The 26,575-nt window shown below is 39.7% G+C and carries 27 protein-coding genes; 7 read left to right on the plus strand and 20 right to left on the minus strand.

Annotation, left to right across the window (positions count from 1 at the left end; translation table 11 throughout):
- Positions 1 to 387: 387 nt before the first annotated feature.
- The 3 genes from AC25Y6_RS08290 (at position 388) to AC25Y6_RS08300 (ending at position 2,932) form a co-directional block, all read left to right on the plus strand.
- Positions 388 to 1,320, plus strand: coding sequence for a polysaccharide deacetylase family protein (locus AC25Y6_RS08290; RefSeq protein ID WP_488142677.1), 933 nt, complete (start codon positions 388 to 390; stop codon positions 1,318 to 1,320).
- Positions 1,321 to 1,439: 119 nt separating this feature from the next.
- Positions 1,440 to 1,823 carry a GntR family transcriptional regulator gene (locus tag AC25Y6_RS08295; protein ID WP_488142678.1) on the plus strand — a complete coding sequence of 128 codons (384 nt, stop codon included), beginning with the start codon at positions 1,440 to 1,442 and terminating at the stop codon, positions 1,821 to 1,823.
- A gap of 2 nt (positions 1,824 to 1,825) precedes the next feature.
- Positions 1,826 to 2,932, plus strand: a complete 1,107-nt coding sequence (locus AC25Y6_RS08300) for a DUF1648 domain-containing protein (protein ID WP_488142679.1) — start codon at positions 1,826 to 1,828, stop codon at positions 2,930 to 2,932.
- 188 nt (positions 2,933 to 3,120) lie between these two features.
- Here AC25Y6_RS08300 and AC25Y6_RS08305 read toward each other — a convergent pair whose 3' ends face one another.
- The 6 genes from AC25Y6_RS08305 to AC25Y6_RS08330 form a co-directional block, all read right to left on the minus strand.
- Complete coding sequence (locus tag AC25Y6_RS08305; protein ID WP_488142680.1) at positions 3,121 to 3,546, minus strand: SRPBCC family protein; 426 nt, start codon at positions 3,544 to 3,546, stop codon at positions 3,121 to 3,123.
- Positions 3,547 to 3,627: 81 nt separating this feature from the next.
- Complete coding sequence (gene nadD / locus AC25Y6_RS08310) at positions 3,628 to 4,245, minus strand: nicotinate (nicotinamide) nucleotide adenylyltransferase (RefSeq protein WP_488142681.1); 618 nt, start codon at positions 4,243 to 4,245, stop codon at positions 3,628 to 3,630.
- Positions 4,246 to 4,309: 64 nt separating this feature from the next.
- Positions 4,310 to 4,858 carry a cysteine hydrolase family protein gene (locus AC25Y6_RS08315; RefSeq protein ID WP_488142682.1) on the minus strand — a complete coding sequence of 183 codons (549 nt, stop codon included), beginning with the start codon at positions 4,856 to 4,858 and terminating at the stop codon, positions 4,310 to 4,312.
- Between the two features lie 186 nt (positions 4,859 to 5,044).
- Positions 5,045 to 6,028, minus strand: a complete 984-nt coding sequence (locus tag AC25Y6_RS08320; protein ID WP_488138803.1) for an NAD(P)/FAD-dependent oxidoreductase — start codon at positions 6,026 to 6,028, stop codon at positions 5,045 to 5,047.
- Between the two features lie 261 nt (positions 6,029 to 6,289).
- Entirely contained in the window at positions 6,290 to 6,571 is a 282-nt protein-coding gene (locus tag AC25Y6_RS08325; protein ID WP_488142683.1) for a DUF6509 family protein, read from the minus strand.
- 97 nt (positions 6,572 to 6,668) lie between these two features.
- The gene (locus AC25Y6_RS08330) at positions 6,669 to 9,311 is read right to left on the minus strand and encodes a cation-translocating P-type ATPase (RefSeq protein ID WP_488142743.1); all 2,643 of its coding nucleotides are present in this window, start codon (positions 9,309 to 9,311) and stop codon (positions 6,669 to 6,671) included.
- A 170-nt stretch (positions 9,312 to 9,481) separates the two neighbouring features.
- Here AC25Y6_RS08330 and AC25Y6_RS08335 point away from each other — a divergent pair, with 170 nt between their 5' ends.
- Positions 9,482 to 11,179 carry a M3 family oligoendopeptidase gene (locus AC25Y6_RS08335; RefSeq protein WP_488142684.1) on the plus strand — a complete coding sequence of 566 codons (1,698 nt, stop codon included), beginning with the start codon at positions 9,482 to 9,484 and terminating at the stop codon, positions 11,177 to 11,179.
- Between the two features lie 69 nt (positions 11,180 to 11,248).
- On the opposite strand, the gene AC25Y6_RS08340 is transcribed toward AC25Y6_RS08335, so the two are convergent.
- The 5 genes from AC25Y6_RS08340 to AC25Y6_RS08360 form a co-directional block, all read right to left on the minus strand.
- Positions 11,249 to 12,928, minus strand: coding sequence for a formate--tetrahydrofolate ligase (locus AC25Y6_RS08340; RefSeq protein ID WP_488142685.1), 1,680 nt, complete (start codon positions 12,926 to 12,928; stop codon positions 11,249 to 11,251).
- A gap of 104 nt (positions 12,929 to 13,032) precedes the next feature.
- A complete protein-coding gene (locus AC25Y6_RS08345; RefSeq protein WP_488142686.1) occupies positions 13,033 to 14,016 on the minus strand; it encodes a zinc-binding dehydrogenase in 984 nt (327 codons plus the stop codon).
- Positions 14,017 to 14,140: 124 nt separating this feature from the next.
- Complete coding sequence (locus tag AC25Y6_RS08350; protein ID WP_488142687.1) at positions 14,141 to 15,013, minus strand: metallophosphoesterase; 873 nt, start codon at positions 15,011 to 15,013, stop codon at positions 14,141 to 14,143.
- Complete coding sequence (locus tag AC25Y6_RS08355; RefSeq protein WP_482099748.1) at positions 15,013 to 15,516, minus strand: helix-turn-helix domain-containing protein; 504 nt, start codon at positions 15,514 to 15,516, stop codon at positions 15,013 to 15,015. The genes AC25Y6_RS08350 and AC25Y6_RS08355 overlap by 1 nt, the downstream gene beginning before the upstream one ends.
- Positions 15,517 to 15,622: 106 nt before the next feature.
- Entirely contained in the window at positions 15,623 to 16,108 is a 486-nt protein-coding gene (locus tag AC25Y6_RS08360; RefSeq protein ID WP_488142688.1) for a dUTP diphosphatase, read from the minus strand.
- Positions 16,109 to 16,201: 93 nt separating this feature from the next.
- On the opposite strand from AC25Y6_RS08360, the gene AC25Y6_RS08365 reads away from it, so the two are divergent.
- Positions 16,202 to 16,585 (plus strand): sigma-w pathway protein ysdB, encoded by a 384-nt coding sequence (locus tag AC25Y6_RS08365; RefSeq protein WP_482105007.1) that lies wholly within the window; start codon positions 16,202 to 16,204, stop codon positions 16,583 to 16,585.
- Positions 16,586 to 16,612: 27 nt separating this feature from the next.
- On the opposite strand, the gene AC25Y6_RS08370 is transcribed toward AC25Y6_RS08365, so the two are convergent.
- From AC25Y6_RS08370 to thrS, 5 genes are all read right to left on the minus strand, one after another.
- Complete coding sequence (locus AC25Y6_RS08370) at positions 16,613 to 16,903, minus strand: DUF1294 domain-containing protein (RefSeq protein ID WP_482105008.1); 291 nt, start codon at positions 16,901 to 16,903, stop codon at positions 16,613 to 16,615.
- Positions 16,904 to 17,056: 153 nt separating this feature from the next.
- The gene (gene rplT, locus AC25Y6_RS08375; protein WP_482099752.1) at positions 17,057 to 17,416 is read right to left on the minus strand and encodes a 50S ribosomal protein L20; all 360 of its coding nucleotides are present in this window, start codon (positions 17,414 to 17,416) and stop codon (positions 17,057 to 17,059) included.
- A gap of 41 nt (positions 17,417 to 17,457) precedes the next feature.
- Entirely contained in the window at positions 17,458 to 17,658 is a 201-nt protein-coding gene (gene rpmI / locus AC25Y6_RS08380) for a 50S ribosomal protein L35 (protein WP_482099753.1), read from the minus strand.
- A 27-nt stretch (positions 17,659 to 17,685) separates the two neighbouring features.
- Entirely contained in the window at positions 17,686 to 18,204 is a 519-nt protein-coding gene (infC, locus tag AC25Y6_RS08385; protein WP_482100106.1) for a translation initiation factor IF-3, read from the minus strand.
- Between the two features lie 288 nt (positions 18,205 to 18,492).
- Positions 18,493 to 20,427: a threonine--tRNA ligase gene (thrS, locus tag AC25Y6_RS08390; RefSeq protein WP_488142689.1), complete on the minus strand. Its 1,935-nt coding sequence runs from the start codon at positions 20,425 to 20,427 to the stop codon at positions 18,493 to 18,495.
- 711 nt (positions 20,428 to 21,138) lie between these two features.
- Here thrS and AC25Y6_RS08395 point away from each other — a divergent pair.
- Positions 21,139 to 22,110, plus strand: coding sequence for a polysaccharide deacetylase family protein (locus tag AC25Y6_RS08395; RefSeq protein ID WP_488142690.1), 972 nt, complete (start codon positions 21,139 to 21,141; stop codon positions 22,108 to 22,110).
- A 110-nt stretch (positions 22,111 to 22,220) separates the two neighbouring features.
- Positions 22,221 to 22,433, plus strand: a complete 213-nt coding sequence (locus AC25Y6_RS08400) for a hypothetical protein (protein ID WP_488142691.1) — start codon at positions 22,221 to 22,223, stop codon at positions 22,431 to 22,433.
- A gap of 43 nt (positions 22,434 to 22,476) precedes the next feature.
- Here the strand turns inward: AC25Y6_RS08400 and dnaI are convergent, their stop codons facing one another.
- The 4 genes from dnaI to AC25Y6_RS08420 form a co-directional block, all read right to left on the minus strand.
- A complete protein-coding gene (gene dnaI, locus AC25Y6_RS08405; RefSeq protein WP_488138793.1) occupies positions 22,477 to 23,421 on the minus strand; it encodes a primosomal protein DnaI in 945 nt (314 codons plus the stop codon).
- A 1-nt stretch (position 23,422) separates the two neighbouring features.
- On the minus strand, positions 23,423 to 24,802 hold the full coding sequence (locus AC25Y6_RS08410) for a replication initiation and membrane attachment family protein (protein WP_488142692.1): 1,380 nt from the start codon (positions 24,800 to 24,802) through the stop codon (positions 23,423 to 23,425).
- Positions 24,803 to 24,834: 32 nt separating this feature from the next.
- Positions 24,835 to 25,296, minus strand: coding sequence for a transcriptional regulator NrdR (gene nrdR, locus AC25Y6_RS08415; protein ID WP_482099759.1), 462 nt, complete (start codon positions 25,294 to 25,296; stop codon positions 24,835 to 24,837).
- A 153-nt stretch (positions 25,297 to 25,449) separates the two neighbouring features.
- Positions 25,450 to 26,472, minus strand: coding sequence for a glyceraldehyde-3-phosphate dehydrogenase (locus tag AC25Y6_RS08420; RefSeq protein ID WP_482099760.1), 1,023 nt, complete (start codon positions 26,470 to 26,472; stop codon positions 25,450 to 25,452).
- Positions 26,473 to 26,575: the final 103 nt, after the last annotated feature.

The raw sequence follows: 26,575 nt of genomic DNA on the forward strand, positions 1-26,575 counted from the left end.
GATTGGCTGAAGCCGTGCCCGCGGAAAGCGTCCGCTCGGAACGGAGATCAACGGCATTGAAGGAAATCGGACTTTTTCAGTGGCTTCAAAGGCATTCCCAAAGCGCGAAGCGTTATACAATCCACACTCAGACCGGCTTACTCTCTCAATAGTAAACACTCCGTCACAGGTGCGGCAAAGGCATTCCCAGAGCGCCGCAGCGCAGTAGAAGGAATTCTTTATTTCATACCATATACAATTTATAAATCCCCTAGATGCTTCCATTTCAATCATGTATACTAGAATAGTATATTAAATGATAAAATCTGACAAAACATCTACTTTTCCCGAAACTATTAAAGAGTTTCATCCGTCTAACTTTCTATACATAGTAAAGGAGTCTTTTCCATGAAAAGAAAGTACCAAAAACGCCGTTCCTCCTGGATCGATGTTACATTTTCAATTATCATCGTTACATTGACTGTGTCTGCCATCTATTTATTTTCCTTGACTACTAAAAATGAAGCTGCCACTCTTCCTGAAAACAAACTTGCTGCAAAACCAACTGAGGTTATTATCGATACAATTGATTCTCACTATGCAGGTATTAAAATAAGTACTGAAACGTCGAATGATCTATATAAGCCGTATGCGATCCAGTATCCACAAAGCTTTCATAGCACATTCAACAATGATATTTCACAATACATAAAAAAAGCTAAACAAAACTATTTGACTACAGATGAGTTAGAAAGTTTAGATCAAGAGCTAGTGACAATCGAATCAGATTCTGAGAGTAAACGGGTTGCCCTCACCTTTGATGATGGACCTGATCCAAAAGTGACAATTCAAATTCTAGATACATTGGATAAATACAATGCCAAAGCAACTTTCTTCATGCTCGGGAGCCAGGTTGAATGCTATCCTGAAATCGCAAAAAAAGTGCAAGAAGCAGGTCATGAACTCGGTAACCATACGTGGAAACATCCTGACTTGACGAAAACGGGAGTCGAAAAAGCACGAAATGAAATCAGTCGTACTTCTTCTATCATTGAGGATGTCACTGGACAAAAAGCGACTGTATTCCGCCCTCCTTATGGTGCGATTAATAAATCAGTCCGCAACCAAACAGATTTACCTGTAATTCTATGGGATATTGATACACTGGACTGGAAACATCGAAATTCGAATTTACTGCTCACACATATCAAAGGTCAAACCAGAAATAGAAGTATAATCCTTATGCACGATATTCACCAATCAACTGCTGATGGACTTGATGCCGTTCTAGCTTACTTGAAAAGCGAAGGATATATATTCGTTAAAACTTCAGAATTATAATTAGGAAGGATTCCCCTGAACTTTTGTTCAGGGATTTTTATTTATCTACCTCTTTGTTCTATACTAAATAGAACAAAGAGGCTATAATTAAATTAAATTAGTTATAAGGAGGGTACCATATGTTCATCCAAATCGAAGCGGATGCGGATAAACCGATATATGCACAATTAGCTTCTCAGCTTATCGAAGCAATTGCACGCGGAACACTTATAGGTGGAGAAACACTCCCCTCTGTACGGACATTAGCCGCCGACCTAGGCATGAATATGCATACTGTCAATAAGGCATACCACGAACTCGAAAAAAAGGGGATAATCCGTATCGTTCCGAAATCTGGAGCTATTGTCAATGAACTCTTGACGAACGATATTAATAAGTTAAACCTTGAGAGAATTACTGAGGAATTCAAACCGATTGTTGCTGAAGCAATCGTGCTCGGGATGAAACCAAAAGACATTAGCAACCTTATTTCATCTATCATTTTAACAATTCAGGAGGTATAAGTATGGTATTACCCTTATTTCTAATCATTATTAGCTTTATTACTATAATGCTGTCTGCTACACCATTTTTATTAAAGCCCTCCGTTGTGTTTGGCGTGACGGTTCCAGAAAGTTTTACAGACGATTCAACGATTATATCCTATAAAAGAATATATGCTGTTAGTATTTTCATTACGGGTTTCATTTCACTTTTCAATTATTACTATTGGGTAAGTAATAGTAATCTATCAGAAGTAACAATTGTCTTAACAGGATTAGCAGTTCAATTTGGACTCCTCTTTTTGAGTATGGGTCTCTACTTTTACTTTCACGCACAAACAACGCGACTTAAACAAAGAAATCAATGGGGCGCAGATTTGAAACAAATTCGAATCGCTGAATTAGCAATTCGGACGAAAGACGAGATGCTTCCTTCTTACGTATATGCAGTACCAATGTTAATTACAGTTGGGCTAATCGCCTACACTGCCACACAATACAACAATATGCCCGACCTGATTCCTACACATTGGGGAGCGAACGGTCAAGCCGATACTTTTAGTGAAAAAACACCTTTTTCAGTAATTGCTTTACTTCTTATATTACTAATAATGCAAGCAATGATGGCTGGTATTAATACATTTACAAAACAATCAGGAATCAGATTAAGTGCAGTAAAAAGGAAAAAATCAAAAGCTCAACAATTATCATTTCGAAAATATACCAGTTGGTTTATATACATGATGACTATTCTCATGACTATTCTTTTCGGATTCATTCAACTTGCTACGATTCATGATGGTCTTGGTGATGCTGCACTAATGCTTGCGTTACCACTCGGCTTTCTCTTAATTACCCTTCTAGCGACAGCCATCTATGCATTTAAAGTTGGACAGAGCGGCTCCCGGATTGAAGTAGAATTAGAGGACGAAACGATTACCGGTATTACAGATGTCGATGATGATGAGCATTGGAAATTCGGAATCTTTTATGTGAATCGAAATGACCCTTCCGTTTTTGTAGAGAAAAGATTCGGTATCGGATGGTCGATTAACTTTGGGAATCCAATTGGATATGTAATCTTGTTCGTTCCCCTACTGCTCATTTTAGCTATCTCCTTTCTTTTGTGATTTAAATTCCTTTTTTTTCGATTACAATTAATTAATGCAAACAAAAAACGCTGAAAAACTACTTTCAGCGTTTTTTATATTGTTCCAGCACAACAACCAGCAGTAAATCGACTAAGCTATTCATAGATTTCGACGTGTCGGATGTGAGATCACTTGAAGAACATCATACTTCTAAAGATTTCAAACCATTAAAGCTCAATCACACTTTTCAGTTTCAGAATAAGGCCATCCCATCCACCTGACATACGTGAACGTACCTCTGCATGGTCCTCGCCAAACTCTGTCTGTTTGCTTTCTTCCCATCCCGCATGGACTAGAGTTACTTCCGTTTGACTGTCTTTTTCTATCAATTCAAACGTGATAAACCACTCCTCACCCCACTTAAAAGATAAACGGTTGGGTGGATTCACTTCAGTTACTTTACATATTGAATTTCCCCATGGACCCGCTTGTAGGATAAACTCTTTGCCTTCAATCGGTTCCATATCATTCGGCATAAACCAGACACCTATTCCTTCGGATGTCGCGACGTATTTCCAAGCTTTTTCAATAGGTGCATCGATAGTTATGCTCTTTCTTATTTCAGAGAACCGATCATTAATGTTAATTGACATACCAAAAACCTCCTGAATAATAAGTACAACCATTAGGTTCTATATTTAACTATATAGAATCTAATAGTCGCATGTTAAGAATTAATTCTTATAGAGCGCGTGCTCTTTAATATAATGATAGCAAGAATCAGGTAACAGATAACGGGGTTCTCCGTTCATAGAAAATTCATCCCGAATGTAAGTAGAGCTAATTTCCATAGATAGACCTTTATCAAGCAAGTGAAAAGTCTGTCCGTCGTCATTATTTCTTAAGATGGCTGATTTACTGATTGCCTGTAGCATATTTACTCCTTCACGTGCCATTACAATGAATTTATTTTCATTCACAAGTGATTCAGAATGCCCCCATCTACCAGCACCGATATCGACTAGTAAATCCGCTCCCATAACGAAATAAATTTCATCATTTTTATAGAGTTCCTTGAAATAAATAAGTGTTTCATATGTTGTAATTTTCCAGCCCTCTTGTTTCATTTCATAATCATCGGCAATGAATTTATCATTGTTTCGAATTGCCAGTTTAATCATATTCCACCGGTGTTCATCAGCTGTTTTCATTTCTTTGTCTTTTCTTTTATTCGATGAAGGAAGGAATATAACTTTATCCAATTTACAACGGTGAGCAACTGTACTTGCCGTCCACAAATGTACATTCGTAATTGGATCGAAAGACGAACCATAAATACCTATTCTAGCCATATCATTCATCTCCTCAATTCACTCATTTAGCCTTCCCAATATGTTGCAGCCAAGCAGTTGTTTGTTAAATAACCTCTATACCTAAAGTGTTTTGAAAATGCCCTAGTGCCCAGTCATGCCCTGCTGCATTAAAACTTGCAACTCCCTGTTCATGAACAATGATTTTAAACCCTTTGTTGTATGCATCGATCGCTGTGTGAAGAATACAGATATCGGTACAAACGCCCACGAGGTGAACCTCATTGATGCCACGTTCACGTAATTTAATTTCCAAATCTGTCCCTGTAAAAGCAGAGAACCTGGTTTTGTCAATCCATAAAACATGATCTTTGTCTTTAAATTCTTGATAAATATCATTTAATTCACTGTATAGTTCACGTCCCCCTGTACTTATGATGTTATGGGGTGGAAATTGTTTCGTTTCTGGATGATACGGGTCGTTTTCTTTGTGTAAATCGATTGGAAAAACCACCAGCTCTCCAGAATTGATGAATTGCCTTGTTAAACTACAAATATATGGTAATAACTTTTGACCCGATTCACCGCAAGTTAATTTGCCATCGGGTGCAACAAAATCGTTAGTATAATCAATGTTCAGTAATGCTCTTTTCACAAAAAAATCCTCCTCTATATTAACAAAGTCAATAGTAAAATTTAATTTTTGATGTATTTAACATTAAGCGTTGTCATCTATGATTGAAAATGAATTCAGTATTAACGAAATCTTACTAATTTATCTATTACTAGTCAATAAAAAAACCGCACAAGGCGGTTTTTATAATTTGGTGTCAAGTTCTATTCAACTAAAGATACTTGTACTATGAAGCGGCTGTAATCTTGCTTTCGGATCGACGTAAGCTTTTGCATGATTCACTGCGATTGGAGCTTCACCTAGTCCGACAGCAATCAATTTCACTTTGCCATCATAGTTTGTAACATCCCCTGCCGCGTAAATCCCTTCGATGTTGGTCTCCATACGAGAATTAACCATAATTGAGTTACGGTCCATTTCAAGACCCCAATCCTTCAATGGACCAAGAGATGATATATTTCCGTAGTTAACAATTAAATGATCGACGTCAAGATGTTCTTCAGTGCCATCTTTTTCTGCTAAGACTACTTTTTGAACTTTACCATCTTCACCATCAATCAATTTTACCGCTCGAGACGTCTTCACAGTCACTTTGGATTCCATTAACTGATTAACACTCGTTTCGTGTGCTGTAAAGCGTTCACGGCGATGGACGAGTGTCACAGTGGATGCAATGTCTTCCAACATAAGTGACCAATCGACTGCTGAATCCCCGCCTCCGCAAACAAGAACATTTTTATCCTTAAAAATCGTTAAATCTTTAATACTGTAATGAAGGGTATTCCCCTCAAAATGGACTTCTTCGGGAAGACCGATTTTGCGGGGTTGGAAAGCCCCGATTCCTGCTGTCAAAAGGATGGTACGTGTTAAGTGAACACCTTTATCCGTTTTCAGGATGAAGTGATCTCCTTCACGCGTCGCTGATAAAGCAGTTTCGCCAAGTAGGATTTCAGGTTTCGCATAATGTGCTTGTGTAACAAGATTAGCGACAAAGTCCTTTGCAAGAATTTTTGGAAATCCGCCCACATCATATATATCTTTATCAGGATACAATTCAATCAACTGACCACCAAGCTGTGGCAAACTATCTATGATTTTCACCGACATTTCCCGCATTCCTGCATAGAATGATGCAAAAAGCCCCGTCGGCCCTCCCCCAATAATCGTAATATCAACTATTTCATTATCCATATTCAAACACTCCAATTAGATTAGTCTTGGATATTTTCGTTTCTATCCACTTTCCATATTATCTAACATATTACCACAAAACACACATAATTCGAATTGAGTCTGCTGATTTATTATATGTGCAGAAATCTTCACATACTGTGTTCGTACATTAGTGCTAAAACTTCCACTGTAGTAGATTCCACTTTCAGCTTTAAACCTCCATATACTAAAGAAAAGCCTGTACACATAACAATCATGTGTACAGGCTTTTTAGTTGTATTATTCGCGGTGTGTTCTGCAATATTCAAGAACAATTGCTTTTTCGTCGTCTTCCAATTCAAAATCAAGAACTTTTTCACTTGTACGTTCAAAAAAGTGATAAGATGCTATCCGTCCTTCATCCTCGTCAACTGCAAAAATCACGCGAAGCCCTGTTCCACCTTCAGAATAAAGCTCGTCTTCCTCGTCCAAATCAATGTACAATCGGTACTCAAAACGTTCTCCAGCAATGATCCCAGTAGGATCGTTAATTTTTTTGATAATGTACTCATTAATTTCCATAGCAGTATCAACCTCTCACTTACAAATTCACGGCTACAATGCCATTACCCCCCATAATACATCATATAGCACTAAAAGGGGAACTTTGGTGCTTAAATTACTTTTTGAATAATTTAACCAGTTCATTTGCTAGAAGCGGTATTAGGCTAAGTACGCCAATAACTATCCATTCCTTTAGTCCAAGTGATTGCACACTAAAGACTTTCGCAATTGGACCGAACGTAACGATAATTACCTGTAACACAACCCCTAGCAAAATTGAGTATATTAAAAACTTATTCTTAAAAATACCTGCTTTGAATACAGACTTGTTCATCGATCTAAAGTTGAGAGAATGCACCAGCTGAGAAAAACTCAGACCGATGAAAGCCATTGTCTGTCCATGTACGAGAGCACTTTCCGGTATGGCAGCTGAAAACATAGAGAGAAAACTGCCCGTATACTCGCCTGACATATAGATACCCATCATAAAAGCGACGAGTGTAATTGCCCCAATCAAAATACCATTTAAAACTAGAAACGATACGGAACCACTGAATATACTCTCTCTCCGGTGCCTCGGTTTTTCTTTCATTACACCAGTTTCTTCAGGATCGACCCCCAGCGACAGCGCAGGAAATGTATCCGTGACCAGATTGATCCATAAGATATGAATTGGGCGCAAGAGCAACGGCCACCCTAGTAATATTGCAGCGAAAAGCGCAATTATTTCTCCTAAATTACACGACAGCAGAAAAATAATGGACTTCTTTATATTACGGTAAATGGTACGCCCTTCTTCGACTGCTTTGACGATTGATGAAAAATTGTCATCCGTTAATACCATATCTGCAGCACCTTTTGCTACATCTGTACCTGTTATCCCCATTGCTACGCCTATATCCGCGGCCTTTAATGAAGGTGCATCGTTAACACCGTCGCCTGTCATTGACACGGTATGGTCCTTCGCTTTAAGTGCTTGCACAATTTTAACTTTGTGTTCCGGTGAAACGCGAGCATATACATTAATTTCCCCGGTTTTTTCAATTAATTCCCGTTCTGACAAAGCGTCAATTGTTTTTCCCTCGATTACTTCCGATTGGTGAGTTGCGATTCCAAGTTCTTTTGCAATCGCAAATGCTGTGTCCTGGTGATCACCCGTAATCATAACCGTACGTATGCCTGCCGATTTCGTAACTTTAATCGCATTTTTCACTTCTTCACGAGGGGGGTCAATCATTCCGACAAGACCAAGAAACACCAATTGTTCTTCTGCATTGTTAAGTTCATCGGTATTTGTAGCTGCCATGAATTTATAGGCAGAACCCAATACACGCAATGCTTTCGAAGACATGGATTTTGCAGCATTAAGAATTGCTTCACGGTCTAGCTCATCAATAATTTTGGGTCCTTCAGCTGTTTCGATATGTGTACATTTCGGCAAAATCCCATCAACGGCACCTTTAGTATGTGAAATAATGGACTCCGCCGTTTGATGTACCGTAGTCATCCGTTTACGATTTGAATCGAATGGAATCTCAGCAATTCTGGGATAACTTGCTTCCAGTTGACCTTTTTCCAACCCAGTTTCCACCGCTGCTGCAATAAGCGCGATTTCTGTTGGATCCCCGGTCTCTTCATTTTTTGTATATGTTGCATCATTACACAATGCGATATTTTCAAATAATCGTTTCTGTACAGGCTTTTTAAGATCTGCTTCATCTAATTTGCTTAATGTTCCTTCAGTATAAAACGTTGTAACTGTCATTCGATTCTGAGTCAATGTACCGGTTTTATCTGAACAGATCACGTCAACTGAACCCAGCGCTTCCACAGCAGGAAGCTTTCGAATAATGATATTTTGTTTAATCATCCTTTGAACGCCGATTGCGAGAACGATTGAAACGATTGCAGGCATTCCTTCAGGGATAGCTGCAACCGCTAGACTGACAGCTAACATGAACATTTCCATATACCCGCGGCCTTGCAACACACCTATTCCAAATATGATGACGCAAATGACAACAGCTGTCATCCCCAGGTATTTCCCCAATTGTGCGAGACTTTTCTGTAAAGGTGTCTCTTCATCCACTTCACTATCAAGCATAGATGCGACTTTTCCTATCTCGGTTTTCATACCTGTTGCAATTGCCACGCCAGTTGCACGTCCATATGTAGCTAATGTCGACATGAATGCCATGTCTTTTCGATCTCCGATGGGCATTGAGCTGTTACCTTCGAATTGTGAATCTTTTTCTACTGATACGGATTCACCTGTCAACGCCGCCTCTTCAATTTTCAAATTCACTGATTCAATTAGACGGATATCACATGGCACATACCTTCCGGCATCAAGAAGAATTACATCACCTTGCACGACTTCTTCAGACGGTATTTCTTTCTGTACACCGTCCCTTCTAACTAGCGCTTTGGGAACTGCCATGTTTTTTAACGCCTGCAGTGCATCTTCTGCCTTTGATTCCTGGATAACTCCTACAACCGTATTGATAAGGACAACAAGTCCAATTATTAAGGAATCCGCCAATTCTCCAAGAATGCCAGAAATAACAGCTGCAACAATCAGCACGTAGATTAAGACATTATTAATTTGTGCAAAAATACGTTGAAGCAGCGAACGGCTCTTTGTTCCTGTTAGTTTATTCGCTCCGAATTCAACAAGTCTTTTCTTCGCTTCTGCTTCACTTAAGCCAATTTCAATATTTGTATCAATGAATTCATCAGTTTGCTTTTGCAATTTTATACCCCATCTTTTATAGTTTTAATTTCAAACACTTGTCATACGGAATTCCTTCCATTGCTTTTCTCATATAATCTAGTGAAATAATATATATTTCTTTTGCAATATTCCGGAACATCGTGAACAATAGAATCAGTGGAATATTTCACTAGTATAAATCAGGGGGAATTATCTTGATAAAATTTGAAGACTATCAATACGCTAGACCTGACATGGAAAGTGTAAAAGAAGATTTCATTAGACTTCTTGAGGATTTTCGTTCTGCAAGTTCATATGAATTACAAAATGAAGTCATTGAAAAAATTAACGCAATCGGAAAAGACTACTCAACGATGGCCAATCTTGTCTATATCCGTGCTTCCATCGATACAAACGATGAATTCTATCAAAAAGAACGCGATTATTTCGATGAAATCGGACCTGAGTATCAAGAACTTGAAACTGCTTACTATAAAGAACTTGTCACCACTTCTTTTAGGGCGAATCTTGAAAAAAAATGGGGTAGCCAACTATTCGCACTGGCTGACAACTCCATTAAATCATTTTCACCGGAAATCGTCAGTATGCTTCAAAAGGAAAATAAGCTGGCTTCCGATTATTCTAAACTGGTTGCATCCGCGCAAATCGAATTTGACGACAAGACTCTAACTCTTGCTCAAATGGGTCCATATGCGGAGTCAACGGATCGTTCCGTTCGTAAAGCCGCTATGAAAGCTACGTACACTTTTTATTCGGACAACGGTGTGAAGTTCGATGAAATTTATGATGAACTTGTCAAACTACGCCATGAAATTGCTACCACTCTTGGCTATAAAAACTTTGTTGAACTCGGCTATGTGCGCATGAATCGTATTGACTATGATGCCCAAATGGTGAAAAAATTCCGTAATCAAGTTCGTGATCATATCGTCCCACTAGCCAGTCGTCTATATGAGCGCCAAGCAGAGCGTATTGGTGTGGATAAGTTAAAATTTTATGATCAATCCTTAGACTTCTTAACAGGTAACGCAACACCTCAAGGATCACCTGATTGGATTCTCGAAAATGGTAAAAAGATGTATGCTGAGCTTTCACCTGAGACAGATACCTTTTTCAAGTTCATGACAGATAAAAACCTACTTGACGTTGAAGCCAAAACCGGAAAAGAAGCCGGCGGTTATTGTACTTTTATCGATAACTACGATTCACCATTCATCTTTTCCAATTTTAATGGGACATCTGGTGATATTGACGTATTAACGCATGAAGCCGGACACGCATTCCAAGTTTTTTCTAGCCGAGACATCGGAATACCTGAATATATGTGGCCAACATATGAAGGCGCCGAAATCCATTCAATGAGTATGGAATTCTTTACATGGCCCTGGATGGAACTGTTTTTCAAAGAACAAACGGATAAATATAAATTTGCACACTTAAGTAGTGCGCTACTCTTTTTACCCTATGGCGTCGCAGTGGATGAATTCCAACATGCAGTTTACGAAAATCCTGAAATGACAGCCGAAGAACGAAAAGCAGCTTGGAAAAAAATAGAGAAAATATATCTCCCAATGCGTGACTATGATGGCTTTGAATATTTGGAATCCGGCTCCATCTGGCAACGTCAAGGTCATATTTACGAAAGTCCATTTTATTATATCGATTATACACTTGCACAAATTTGTGCGTTCCAATTTTGGAAACGCTCGCTTGAAAATCATGAATCAGCATGGAATGATTATTTACATCTTTGCACCCTCGGCGGATCAAAATCATTTACTAAACTTGTTTCCGAAGCAAATTTAATTTCACCATTTGAAGATGGCTGTGTTGAATCTGTTATCGGAACAATTGAATCTTGGCTAGATTCGATTGATGATAAAGCACTTTGATAATAAACCGCGGGGCTGTCCTAGCATTTTAGGTCAGCCCCGTATTTAATACAGAAACTTTTTCAATAATTATATTAAACCAACTGCATTGCCTTTTTCATCGATATCCATTTTGAGTGCTGCCGGAACTTTAGGCAAGCCCGGCATCGTCATAATGTCCCCAGCCAAACAAACTAGGAATCCGGCTCCAAGTTTCGGAATAATTTTCCTTACAGTAATCGTAAAGCCTTCAGGACGTCCAAGTAATTTAGGGTCATCTGCAAATGAGTATTGTGTTTTAGCCATGCATATCGGCAATATATCCCATCCATTTTTCTCAATTAGCTCCAGATCTTTTAATGCCTGGTCAGTAAAAGTGACACCCAATCCTCCGTAAACTTTTTGAACGATTTCAGTTATTTTATCGTTTACAGATTGTTCAACATGATAGATCGGGGCAAAGTTGTTTGGTTCAGCTAATAGCTTTAACACTTCTTGTGCTAATGCAATACCCCCTTCTCCGCCATGTTCCCAGACTTCGGTGAGTGCTACCCTTACATCATTATTTTCACACCATTCCAAGATTGTTTCCAGTTCAGAGACCGTATCAGTTATGAATTTATTCAGAGCGACGACTGGCTGGACACCGAATGCACGAATTGTATCTATATGTTTTGCCAAGTTCATCATTCCATCAACGACTGCCTGAACATTTTCTCCCGCTAGTTCGCCTTTCAGCACACCTCCATGCATCTTCAGCGCACGAACCGTTGCAACGATAACGACCGCATCAGGAGCAAAACCACCTTGACGCGCTTTTATATTCATGAATTTCTCAGCGCCTAAATCGGCTCCGAAACCAGCTTCCGTAACAACGATTTCGGCAAGTTTACGTGCCATATTGGTTGCAATTAACGAGTTACAACCGTGTGCAATGTTAGCAAAAGGACCTCCATGGATAAGTGCCGGCGTCCCTTCAATCGTCTGAACAAGATTTGGTTTGAATGCCTCTTTTAATAGAAGTGCGAGTGCACCATGAACTCCAAGATCACGCACTGTAACTGCTTCATTGTCGTACGTATAACCGATTACAATCCGTGCAATCCTATCTTTCAAATCTTCCAAGTTTGTCGCCAGACAGAATACGGCCATTATTTCAGATGCCACAGTAATATCGAAACTCTCTTCTCTAGGCACTCCCTGTGTAGGGCCACCCAGTCCGATTGTCACGTTACGCAAAGCGCGATCATTCATATCCAGGACACGCTTCCAAGTAATTCTTCGCGGGTCAATACGGAGCACATTTCCTTGGTGAAGGTGATTATCAATCAAAGCGCTTAGTGCATTATTTGCAGTCGTAATTGCATGAATATCACCGTTAAAATGCAGGTTAATCTCTTCCATCGGCAATACTTGTGCATAACCACCGCCTGTAGCCCCACCTTTCATCCCCATGACAGGTCCAAGGGATGGTTCACGCAAAGCAATCATCGCCTTCTCCCCAAGCTTCGAAAGAGCGTCAGCGAGTCCTACCGTCACAGTAGATTTCCCTTCACCAGCTGGAGTTGGGCTGATTGCAGTAACCAAAACAACTTTCCCATTCAAATTTTCTTTATTTAATTTATTTCCATCAATTTTAGCCTTATATCTTCCATAAGGTTCTACAGCTTCTTCCGGGATACCCGCCTTTTCAGCTATAGTCCAAATTTGCTGCATTGTAGCTTGTGATGCAATTTCTAAATCCGTAAGCGGTAATACTTTTTCAGTCATATATGCTACATCCTCCTTTGCCTTAATTATATACCAATTATGATTTTAGATAGATTGTACTTTATGATACCCTGTAAACATTAATAACCATTCTCTATTAATTGTTATTCTGATACTTGAATTACCACTTTTCCAAACTGATTACTGTTTTCAATATAATCAAAGGCCTCTGCAGTAGCATCCAAATTGAACACTCTATCGACAACGGGATGTGTCCCGTATTTTTCAACATGCGCAATCATGTCGCGCAATTCTTCTCGGCTCCCAAGTGTTGAACCAAATAGCTGGTATTGCCCATAGAAAAATGCCCGTAAATCCAAATCGACCGTATCGTCAGTCGTTGCTCCGAACACAACGATGCGCCCTCCTTTTTTTAAAACACCCAACGAACGATTAAATGTCGCTCGCCCTACACTCTCAATAACGAGGTCAATTGTTTCACCCTGCAGCTCTTTGTTCCAATCACTGTTTGTGTCGAGCGCCATATCCGCACCAAGCTCAAGCGCTAACTTGCGTTTCTTCTCACTGCGTGAAGTTACAATTACACGTGCACCTATGTTTTTAGCAAATTGAATCAGATAAGTCGCCACTCCACTGCCCGCACCCGGAATGAAAACCGTATCCCCCACTTTCACCTGTCCTTTTGTAAATAACGCACGGTAGCCAGTTAATCCAGCTAATGAAAGCACTGCAGCTTCTTTCCATGATAAATGAGATGGTTTCCTCTCTAGTTGTTCAGCTGAAATTACAATTTTCTCCGCAAACGTTCCGTTATCAGGCATGCCTAAAATATCAAAACTCGCAGGGGGCGCATCGCTATTCTTATACCATCGAAGTGAAGGATTAATCATTACTTCATCCCCGACTGTAAATTGCGTTACTCCTTCACCTATTGAATCGACGACTCCTGCCCCATCCGATCCTAATGTCAGCGCTGCTGTTTGCTCACCTCTGCGCCCAGCTATATATAAGTCCCTACGATTCAGTCCCGCTGTTCGAATCGAAACGACAACTTCACCAAGACCTGCAACCGGATCACTCATCTCACCTATTTTTAACTCCCCAAATTCATGAATATACGCCTTCATATTTACTCATCCCCTCTTAAATAGTTATCCTTCTTATCATACCTGAATATATCCTAACCTTCACACTATTCCAAATGGAGCGCTTGACAAAGACCTCCATTCATTAATTGAAAGGAGGTCTTTGTCATTCAACTATTTGTAACGATACAACTACTATTTCCGGTTGATTGAAGAGCCGCACAGGAACCAGACTATTGCCTAAGCCACGACTGATGATCAATTGGCTTCCATTCTTCTTGTGCGTGCCCGATGTGTATGTTGGGAACCAGCCTTCCCCAGGTGAAACCAAACCGCCTATTCCAGGAATTCGAAATTGTCCTCCGTGGGCATGACCACTAAATGTCAGATTGATTCCTTCTTCTGCAAAAACGTTAAATTGTTCAGGTCTATGTGCGAGTAAAATTTTAAACATTGATTTGGGAGTATCCGCAAAGGCCTCGGTTATAGTATTTTTAACGGTTTCCTCTTCTTCCATTGCACTCGCCAAAGGGTCTTCTATTCCTCCAATTGCAATCGAACTATGGGAATCGATTTTTACAATATCAGCTTCATTCGCTAATACCCGAACACCCCGTTCCACTAAAGATGCTTTTATCCTCTTCGAATCCTTAGTGGCTATTTCATGATTACCTGTAACGTAATAGATTGGTGCAACGAATTGAAGTTTTTCAATCAGAATGAGACTTCGTTCGAGATTGTAGCGGTTACTGTCAATAAAATCACCTGTTATGAAAATTGCTTGAGGCGATATTCGTTTCACTTTATCAACAACCACTAAGTGATTCTCACCGAATTCGGCATCGTGCAAATCAGATAATTGGACGATGGTATAATTGTCAAAAGCATTCGGAATCTTATCCGAATAGATATCATAATAAGTGACACCGACTGTTGTATTCCCTTTGTATATAAAAAAGCTAATTAGAGTAATTAATAACAGGAAAACAACCCATTTACGCCGTAAAGAAATCGTTCTTTTTTTTAGTTTCGCTTTCATTAAAGCCAGCGTTTTTTAATTTTAGCAAGTTCCAACAATTCAAGGACTTCTTTTTTCGGTAATTCCGTTAGAATCGCGAGCATTTCAAGTTCAGCACGCCTTCTTCCTTTACCACTTCTATAACTTTCCTTGTGTAAGGCATCTAATTCCGCATACAATTCGTCATTACGGTTTGTCTTCATTTCTAGTTCTTCCGCTTCTGTGTCACTGGTAATATTTTCTCTTAACTTGTCATAAAGCATATCTACATTCGTAGAGCCTGACCCTTTAAATGGTTTGGATGTTTTCGTATTTCCTAAAATCAGTTCATCGGTTGAAACATTGAAGCGTTCAGAGATTTTCGCTATCCAAGCGGCGGACGGAGCATTTTTCCCTTTTTCCCAGTCTTTGATACGGCTTGCCGAAGTGCCGATAGCCGTTCCAAACGCCATCATTGACAATCCACGTTGTTCACGCAATGTTTTTAGCCTTACTCCGAAATCCTCTTTGTTCCAATCGTTCACATTGACGCCCCCTAAATACTTTATATATTCTATCTCTATTATTTTTTATCTGAAGGCTTCTGTCAATCTATTTTTTGATTTTTCTATAAAACATTTAATAAGGCAATTAGTATCCCGTTTTTTGACGGTTATAATTTTCTTCATTCTTTGCCAAGTATGCACTGATAATGTCTTCATTCGTAAATCCAAGTTTTTTTGCAATTGCACCGTAATGAATCCAGACTTGTTTATAAGAGTCCATCGTCAGTTCAAAGAGAAAAAGATGAATCACTCTTGTCGTCTCCAGGAATAGATGTGTTAATTCACCTTCCACTTTACCTTCCGGCCAATCAGTAAGCGTTTGTAAGTCTTTTTCAATACCTAACGAAAGAAGAAAATGAATGGAATCTACATATTCTTCCAGAATTACAGCATTCTCTGAAGGCCCTTTCGTACTCCAGAATTTGAAACACCGTGTTTCATTTGCAAGTTCACCGAGCTCTACCTGTAGTGCCAGTCCTTTTTCTTGAAAAACATCTGACTGTTTCTCTCTGTTATTTTGGATATAAGAGTCAAGCTCACGCTGCATGGAAAATAGTTTAGTAAGTTGCATAATATAACCTCCAAATTATTTTAAATTATTGAAACCTTTTAGTGGGTTCACCCGTAGATAATAGTATGTATTAAATAGTAAGGGGGATCTGTTATGCCATTGCTGATCCGGTTTATCATTATTGCTTTTATCATTTATTTATTTTATCGTGGAATCCGTTATTTGACTGATCCGAAGCGTAAGCTGGATGATGCATATGCGGTAGAGAAATATTATTTCTACGATGATGTGAAAAATGTGCGAAAGAACTTTTTCATTACCTATAAAGGCGCAATGTTTGAAGGCGAAAAGTATTTAGGGACAACAAATGATTCGTTTGAGGTTGTATCTATTTTTGTCTGGGTGAAAGATGAAACAAAACTTCAAGGTTTTACGAAAGATGATTTCCATTTCATATCTGCCGAAATTCTTTCCAACTATCCAAAAGCCGATATCAGTTGGAAAAAACCCATAGAAAAACTCATGAATTCGCACTAAAAGCCCGTGTTTTGGACGGGCTTTTTCTTATGCTTCCACCATGCCCGGCAAGTGAACACCCAGAAGATACAGTATTCCGATGCCATAGATAATCGCCAGCAAGAGAAATCCCACCCGAAATGATGTATGTCTTGTCTTATGGCGGAACGCCTGCATTCCGAAGTAAGCGCCAATACCTCCCCCTAGTAAGGCAAGTGTCCATAAATTCTTTTCAGGAATTCGTTGTCCTTTCCTTTTCGCCTGTCGTTTATCATAACCCATTGCAAAGAATGCCCATATAGACATGATTGCAATCCAGCCTAGAATTGTTGTTTGCAAGTCCATTTCCCCCTCTGCTCTTTCTTTCCTTCTATTTTACACGGTTTCGCAGTTGTAAAGGAATAATAATACGTTAATAAATAAATAACATAAAAATAGCCGCCTCGCATCCGAATTATCTCCGGATTACTTGGCGGCTGTTATTTATATTTCTTATTTTGCGATTGATTTTTTAGCTGCACTTGCAAGTTGCGCGAACGCTTGAGCGTCAGTCACTGCAAGATCAGCAAGCATTTTACGGTTAACATCAATGCCAGCTACTTTCAAGCCGTGCATTAGAGTGCTGTAAGAAAGACCGTTGATACGTGCAGCCGCATTGATACGTGTAATCCAAAGTTTACGGAATTCACGTTTCTTCTGACGACGGTCACGGTATGCATAGTTGAATGATTTCATTACCTGTTGGTTTGCTACCTTGTAAAGTCTATGTTTTGAACCAAAGTAACCTTTTGCTAATTTCAATACTCGATTACGACGCTTGCGCGTCACTGTTCCACCTTTTACGCGTGGCATAGTTCATTACCTCCTGCTTTTCTGTCCGATTGTGTTTTGATTTATTTCATGTAAGTGATCATTTGACGAATACGTTTGAAATCGCCTGAAGAAACGAGTGCAGCTTTACGCAGATGGCGTTTTGCTTTCGTCGGTTTGTTTGCAAATAAGTGACTTGTGTAAGCACGGCCACGTTTCAGTTTACCAGAACCGGTTTTTTTGAAACGTTTCGCTGAACCGCGGTGAGTTTTCATTTTTGGCATGTTCTGTTCCTCCTAAATCTTTCATTGTTACTCTTTTTCAGCAGTCGGTGCAAGCACTAGGAACATGCTTCGACCTTCCATCTTCGGTCGTTGTTCAACCGTAGATACATCTTTGCACGCTTCTGCGAAACGGTCAAGGACACGCTGTCCGATTTCCTTGTGCGTAATCGCACGTCCGCGGAAACGGATGGAAGCTTTTACTTTATCGCCTTTTTCAAGGAATTTAATAGCATTCCGTAATTTTGTTTGAAAATCATGTTCATCAATCGTCGGACTTAACCGAACTTCTTTAAGAAGAATGATTTTCTGATTCTTACGGACTTCGCGATCCTTCTTCTGTTGCTCAAACTTGAACTTTCCGTGGTCCATGATACGAGCCACTGGGGGTTTCGCTGTTGGAGCTACAAGGACAAGATCCAAATTCGCAAGTGCAGCAATTTCTAGTGCCTCAGTGCGTGTTTTGATTCCGAGCTGATCGCCGTTGTGATCAATAATGCGCAGCTCGCGGGCACGGATGCCCTCATTAACGTACATGTCTTTGCTAATAGTAATCCACCTCCGGATATTTCACGAATACATGGTTTGGGTATACCGTCCGGTTCGGGCGGCCCCACAGATCCATCCAATAAAAAAAGGTAGACAAATTGGATTTGTCTACCCGCGTATGTGTACGTGCTGATGCACGGCACTTCACTCATGTTTTAACCTGTCAACAACGTTTTTGCGTCGAACAGGTGAGAAGCGGGTAGCCTCTTCTTATACCACAAACTGTATTCAGTCATTACTAACCTTATTTACTTTATCACGAGATGATTAGAGTGTCAACTACTTTACTTATACTTTACTTACTTCGCTTTGAAGTTTTGCAAGAAAATCGCCAAACGGAATACTTTCCGAGTTCTGCTCTCCGTATTTACGAACATTCACTTCTCCCGATTCAACTTCCTTATCGCCTAGAACTAGCATATAAGGTACTTTTTGCATTTGAGCTTCACGAATTTTGTAACCGATTTTCTCTTCACGACTATCAATATCAACTCGGAATCCAGCAGCAACCAATTTTTCACGAACGCCATCCGCATAATCGAAATGCGCGTCAGGGGAAACTGGAATTACTTCAACTTGAACAGGTGCCAGCCAAGTTGGGAAAGCGCCTTTATATTCTTCAATCAGGAATGCAACAAAACGTTCCATTGTGGAAACGACACCGCGATGAATAACTACCGGACGATGTTGTTTTCCATCTTCACCTACATATGTCAGGTCAAAACGCTCAGGAAGCAGGAAGTCGAGTTGAACTGTTGACAATGTCTCTTCCATACCAATTGCTGTTTTTACTTGTACATCTAGTTTTGGACCGTAAAATGCAGCTTCCCCTTCTGCTTCAACATAATCAAGTCCAAGTTCATCCATCGCTTCTTTTAGCATTGTTTGGGCACGATTCCACATGGCGTCGTCGTCAAAATACTTTTCCTTATCTGCTGGATCGCGGTATGAAACACGGAATGAGTAATCCTCGATATTGAAATCTTTATAAACGTCTATAACAAGTTGAACTACTTTTTTGAACTCGTCTTTAATCTGATCGGGACGTACAAAAATATGTGCGTCGTTTAGGGTCATTCCTCGAACCCTTTGTAATCCTGATAATGCACCTGACATTTCATAACGGTGCATCGTACCAAGTTCAGCAATTCGGAGCGGCAAGTTTCTATAAGAATGAATACTATTTTTGTATATCATCATATGATGCGGGCAGTTCATTGGACGCAGGACAAGGTCTTCATTGTCCATACTCATTACTGGGAACATGCCGTCTTGGTAATGATCCCAGTGACCTGAAGTTTTGTACAACTCTACACTCCCTAAAACAGGTGTATAGACGTGATCGTAACCCAATTTCTCTTCTTTATCCACAATATATCTTTCAATTATTCGGCGAATTGTTGCACCTTTAGGTAGCCACATTGGTAATCCCTGACCGACCTTTTGAGAGTTCATAAACAAATTGAGTTCTTTACCTATTTTACGATGATCCCGCTCTTTCGCTTCTTCTAGTAAACGAAGATGCTCTTTCAACTCATCTTTTTTGAAGAATGCTGTTCCATAAATCCGTTGTAGCATTTTGTTATTTGAATCGCCGCGCCAATAAGCGCCTGCAATACTAAGCAGTTTGAATTCCTTTAGTTTCCCCGTAGAAGGAACATGCACCCCACGGCATAGATCGATAAAGTCACCTTGTTCGTAAATGGATACTTGCTCGCCCTCAGGAATTGCTTCAAGAAGTTCTAGTTTATATTCGTCGTCAATCTCTTTGAAACGTTTCCCGGCTTCTTCGCGGGAAACATCATGGCGAATCACTTCGAAGTTTTCAGCAATAATTCTTCTCATTTCTTTTTCGAGTTCAGGTAAATCTTCTGCTGTTATCGGTTCTGGCGAATCAATGTCATAATAAAAACCACTTTCGATAACCGGTCCGATGCCTAATTTCGCATCTGGATACTTACGTTTTACTGCTTGTGCTAGTAGATGCGCTGTACTGTGGCGTAATATTTCAAGCGCTTCCGATGATTGGGGTGTAATAATCGCAATGTCCCCGTCTTCAGTTATAGGTGTTTTTAAATCGATTAATGTATCTCCCAATTTACCGGCTAATGCACTTTTTCGCAATCCTGGGCTAATAGATGCTGCCACGTCTTCAGTAGTTGTACCTTGTGGATATTCTTTTACTGCACCATCCGGAAATTTCAAATTCAACATTTTTGTCATAATTAAGCACTCCTCTAATTTATTATTGAACAACAAAAAAAGCCCCATCCCTGGAAAGGGACGAAGCTTTAGCTCGCGGTTCCACCCTTCTTCCTTCAATTCAGTCCCATGAATTGCATACGTGGCCAGTAGAAATGTACCAGCATACTTCAGTCCAGGCTGTGCTTTTTCGCACTGCTTAGAATGGCTTATGACTGAAACATCTGTCCGTTGATGCCAAACAAATAGACACTAAAATGATGAAGCTTGACGTCGGGTAACGGACCGGATTCCGTCATCGGTTACTGTATAGTTCACCGATGCTGCTCTGAGGGGGTAAATCATCCGTCCAACCTTAGGGGCTTCCAGCCATTGACCCCGTTCTCTATAGGTAGACGATAGGATTGTTGTCCTCTTCCATGCATTTCAGATTATTAATTAAAATTGAGTATACGTTGAATGCGCAATAAATGCAAGTCTATTTTATTGAATACTTAAGCAATCTCCAAATACATCTGTGGCTTAGAAGAATTTGACTTTTCTAACCCGTTTTATGGTGATTATTTCCTGGGTAAGACAATTTGCCGCCTAGGTTGTGTAAGCTATATCATTTTTGTGTTTTTTCCGTGCAAAGATAAAAAAGAGCACGCATAGTCTAATGTTGAACGGGAAACCTACTAATACTAACTAATATGAACGGAGGAATTTCTATGATTCCAAAAAAATATATATATGGATAAAGCAAAATATGTTATTTACATTTTGTTAGTTATCGTCGTACTACTTTCGGTCCCAAGAATCCTTTCTAATGTACTGACAGCTGGCTCCCCAAGGATAGACACTGAGAATCCTATCCCAACTTTCTCAGAAGGCACGGAGAATGATCTTTATAAAAAGATTGTTGCTTACCGCGACCAAAACATTATTGAACCGATTGATGCAAAAATCGACAGAGTATGGAAAGCAATACCAGGGTACAATGGCTTGGAAGTAGATGTTGAAAACAGTTATAAAAACATGAAACTCGATGAAGAAATTGATAAAAGTAAAATTGTTTACAGAGAAACATCGCCAAAAATCCACTTGAACGATTTAGATCCATCTCCAATTTACAGAGGAAACTCCGAAAAGCCAATGGTAGCTTTGTTAATCAATGTCGCTTGGGGTAATGAGTACATTCCGGGTATTCTTAAAACTCTAAAAACGTCCAAAGTAAAAGCAACATTCTTTTTTGACGGAAGTTGGGTTAAGAATAACCCCGATCTTGCTGTAATGATCAATCTCGAAGGTCATGAAATTGGAAACCATGCTTATAGTCATCCTGACCTAAAACAACGTTCCAGAGCTGATACATTGGAAGAATTAAAAAAAACAAACGATATCATTGAGGAAACCTTGGGTATGAAACCAATTTGGTTTGCACCACCGAGTGGAAGTTTCAATCAAGAAACGATTTTAGTCGCCAGTGAGCTGGACATGAAAACCATTTTATGGACGATTGATACAGTCGACTGGAAAAAGCCAGAAACCTCTGAAATGGTTAATCGCATTGTATCGGGCGTAGCGAATGGTTCCATGGTATTAATGCACCCCACAAAACCTGTTTTTGAAGGCCTTGAAACCATGATAAACGAGATCAAGAAAAAAGGATATCAACTAGGTACGGTAAGTGATTTGATGAGCGAAAAACGTATTAATAAATAAATTCCATCAAAAAATAAGAAAGAAACATTTCAATGCTTTTCACATTTTAGTGTTTTCCAATGAATAATAAACTCATTTGAACACATGATATGTGCATGGAGGTGATAATCTTGACGAATAATAACAACAACAATAACAATAACAACAACGACAGAAACCAGAACCGAAATGCTAATCAAAACCGCAACAATAACCAAAATCCAAACGACATGCGTGAAGAGTTTGGAGCTGCATTTGATGTGGATAAGCTGAGAGATCAAAACAACAACAACAACAACCAAAATGAGAAACGTACAAATCGTAACGACAGAAATAATAAATAAATTATAAAGAACTGGCACATGAATTTATTCATGTGCCAGTTCTTTATTTTTCTCGTCTATTTTTCCCTTGGAGCCGTACCGGGCTACTAATCATTCGAATCCTTTCCATGATCCGAGCCGCTTTGACTGCTTCTTTTTCTCCCCGCTGTGTATACGTCAGGTGATCTTCAAGTTCAGCATAATTAAAATTGGAAGTGAAAAAAGTGGGCAACTTTTCTGCCATTCTGAATTGGAGAATTGTTCCTAATACTTCATCACGTGTCCACGCTGACATCGTTTCCGCACCAATATCATCAAGCATTAGCACTTGTGCACCTTTCACAAAATCAATTTTTTCATTGAGCGTGTGATCTTGAATTGATTGCTTCATTTCTCTCAGAAATTCCGGAACGTAAACAGCAACTGTCCGTATTCTACGATTCGCCAATTCATTGGCCAATGCTCCAAGCACGAACGATTTCCCAATTCCAAACGGGCCATAGATGTACAAACCGCGTTCAGGTAATTTTCCAGTTTCATCGAAAACATTCAAAAAGTCTTTCGCAGCACGTACTGCCTTTACTCTACTGTCATCAAAAAACATATCAATATTTTGTAATTTTGCTTCCATAACGTCTTTAGGCATATACATGCTATCAATCATCTTTGTAATATTACGCTGATTGTCATCCATTAACTTGTTGGGGCATTTCATATATTCTACGTCAATTAGCTCGCGAGAGAGTAATAATTTGGGTTCGAAGCCTTTCATGATATTGACACATCCCTCAAGATCGGGACACTTTCCGCAACTGTGGGAAGCGGTGGCATATTCGTATAACTTGCCTAAGCTCCGCTCAACAACTTCGCCATTAACTTCAGTGGAATGATCCGTTAAAAATTGTTGTACCCCTGGACTCTCCATCACTTCTTTTCGCAATTCATCATACCTTGCAGCAAATGCCGGTGATTTCACAACCCGTTTCAGCGTATCGCCAATATGTTCCATTTCACTTCACCATCCCGTCCCCTGTTACGCCTAATTCCTTAAGTAATTTACGACGTTCTTCATCAATAGCTGAAGAAGACTTAACAGGTACATCTGTTTTTGTTTTCTCTTCATCTTTTTTATAAAACCATTCCGGTACTTTTTCTTCACGTGCAGGTTTTCGTCTTGGCCATGATTTCTGTCCTGTATTCTGACCTTCATTTTTCCACTTCACATACTGATCATGCTCACTCCGTGAAATTTCCATTGCGGTTTTCACAGTTTCCACCTTTTTGCTCATCCAATGGGAAGCTATCCGCTCAGCATAACTGGTCGTTATTTTCCCATCATTACGGTAAAGTACGTATTGCAAGAGGACATTGACGACACCAACGGACAATCCATGAGTATTGATTAGTTTTTCGGCAAGCTTCACATCTACCGATACCGGCTCTTTTCCTATAAAATCACGCAGCATTTCAATTGGTGCCGTATTTTCAAGATAATGTACCAATTCTTCTTCTTGCGACAATACTCCTGTTTCAGGCTTAGGTGGTTCTTTCGCATACACTTTATGTAAGACTGGTGCTTCTTTTGAAACGTTCATTTTATAAAATTCAGCAGCTGATTTACGTAATCTGTCCTCTGGCAACATAAGATCTTCATCAAGTGCCATCATAATAACTTTTTGCATATCTAATGGCGTCAGCGAATAAAGGAATGCGAGTTTTGCAATTGATTCCTTTGAAACAGAAGATAATGAAGCTTTAGGGACCATTTGTTCAGATAACCCCGAACGAAGCAGGTCGAAATCAAAGTCGGAATGCAAGAATGGAACACCTTCCGATTCATTCCGTCCGATAAACTGCTGGTCCTCGCCCACATCCAAGCTATGACCCTGTTGTACGGGTGTATACACATCCAAAAATGTACGTGAAACATCTTCAAATCCGAATTCATTAACACTTTCTATCGCAAAACGACTACGTAGATTTCGGTATGCCTGTTCCCCAATTTTGCTAAACAAGAATGTCGACAATAATGGATCTAGAAAAAAAGCTTTGGCATCCAGTGGAGGAAGCAGTTCGTAAACAAATAATCTTGCATCCCCATCTTTCTTCTTGTACGTACGCAGCAAACCAATTGCTTCAAGAGAAATCCTGGCCTCGAAAACAGGTCCTAGCGGCATCGTCAAAATGTTCATTAGATGGTAATGATTATATTCACGATCATCCTCCCGCTCCGCATCCGCCCACAATGTCATAAACAGACTCATTGCTCCAGGACCAATCAGTGGCTGATAAAATAAGGTGAGGAGTTGGCGATCATAATCCGAAAATGGCTGCGTTAACCGAATCTTGTATGCATCAACTGGTTGTAGCTCTTTATAAAGTGGTGCCATTGCAACTCTACTTCCTATCTAAATGGGATACGTTATTTTTTAGTTCGCTTTTGTAAGTTTTGCAATTCTTCTATGAAAACCGTGATGTCTTTATATTGGCGATAGACCGAAGCAAATCTGACATATGCGACTTCATCAACTTCAGAAAGTCGTTCCATAACCATTTCTCCTACATCATCGGAATTAATCTCTACGACACCTGCACTTCTCAATTCTTTTTCAATCGAAGTAACAATGTTTTTCAAGTCTTCAAGTTGGACCGGACGTTTTTCACAAGCACGGATTAGTCCTCTGAGTACTTTTTCCCCACTAAATTCTTCACGTGACTCATCCTTTTTCACGACAATCAGTGGTGTTTCCTCAACTTTTTCAAATGTCGTGAATCGGAACGCGCATTGTTCACATTCCCTGCGACGTCGGATAGATTTATTCTCCTCGGCAGGTCTGGAATCGACGACCCGGGTGCCATTGTATTGGCAAGCTGGACATTTCATAAGTTGGTTCCTCCGATTTTTCTTAGATAATAACTTAATTATAACAGAACATGTCCCAAAAAATCAGAATGGAGGGGAAATATCATTGGACAAACCAAAAAAGCGTCCTCCTAATCATATTATATTGATTAGGAGGACGCTTGCTATTTATGATTAAACCAGCGCATCTTTTTTTAATGCAGCAGCTACTTTTTTCGTTAAATCAACAACACGAGCAGAGTAACCCCACTCATTATCATACCAGGCAAGCACTTTCACTTTACGATTAGCCATAACCATTGTTGAGAGGCCGTCAATGATAGCGGAGTCCGTTGTTGTATTGAAATCGATGGATACAAGTGGCTCTGTCGTAAGACGAAGGATACCTGCCATAGCCCCAGTTGACGCCTTTATAAACGCGTCATTAACCATTTCTACTGTAACATCTTGCTTTAAATCCACAACTAGGTCAACTAGTGAAACATTAGGCGTCGGTATCCGTAGAGACATCCCGTGAATTTTCCCTTCCAATTCAGGAAGTACAAGCGCTAATGCTTTTGCAGCCCCAGTTGACGTAGGAATGATAGATTGCCCACATGCACGTGCGCGACGAAGATCCTTGTGCGGATTATCCAAGTTTTTTTGATCGTTCGTGTATGCGTGTACAGTCGTCATTAACCCATTTTCGATGCCGAATGTATCGTTGAGTACTTTAGCTACAGGAGCTAAACAGTTTGTCGTGCAGCTAGCATTTGAAATGATATCATGTTTTTTAATATCGAATTTATCTTCGTTGACTCCCATTACAATTGTCACATCTTCATTTTTACCTGGAGCAGAGATAATGACTTTTTTTGCTCCAGCTTCAAGGTGAAGTGCAGCTTTGTCTCGGGAATTGAATTTACCAGTCGCTTCGATGACAATATCAATACCGAGTTCCTTCCAAGGCAAGTTAAGCGGATCGCGGTCAGAAACGATTTTCACTCGTTTTCCATTGACGACAATTGCATTTTCTTCTGCAATCACTTCACCATCAAATGTACCATGATTCGTATCGTATTTTATAAGATGAGCAAGTGTTTCTGATGGATACGTTGCATTTATCGCAACAATTTCCACATCTTCTTCTCTAATCATTTGACGGAAAACCATCCGTCCAATTCTTCCGAACCCGTTAATCGCAATAGAAGTAGTCATATATAGATCCTCCAATATGTATGTTATACAATACGTGTTTATTCGCTCATTAGTATAACACATATTAATTCAGAAAAAAGCATATTAACTATTTATTACGTTT

It is taken from the genome of Sporosarcina sp. Y1004 (genome assembly GCF_057669665.1).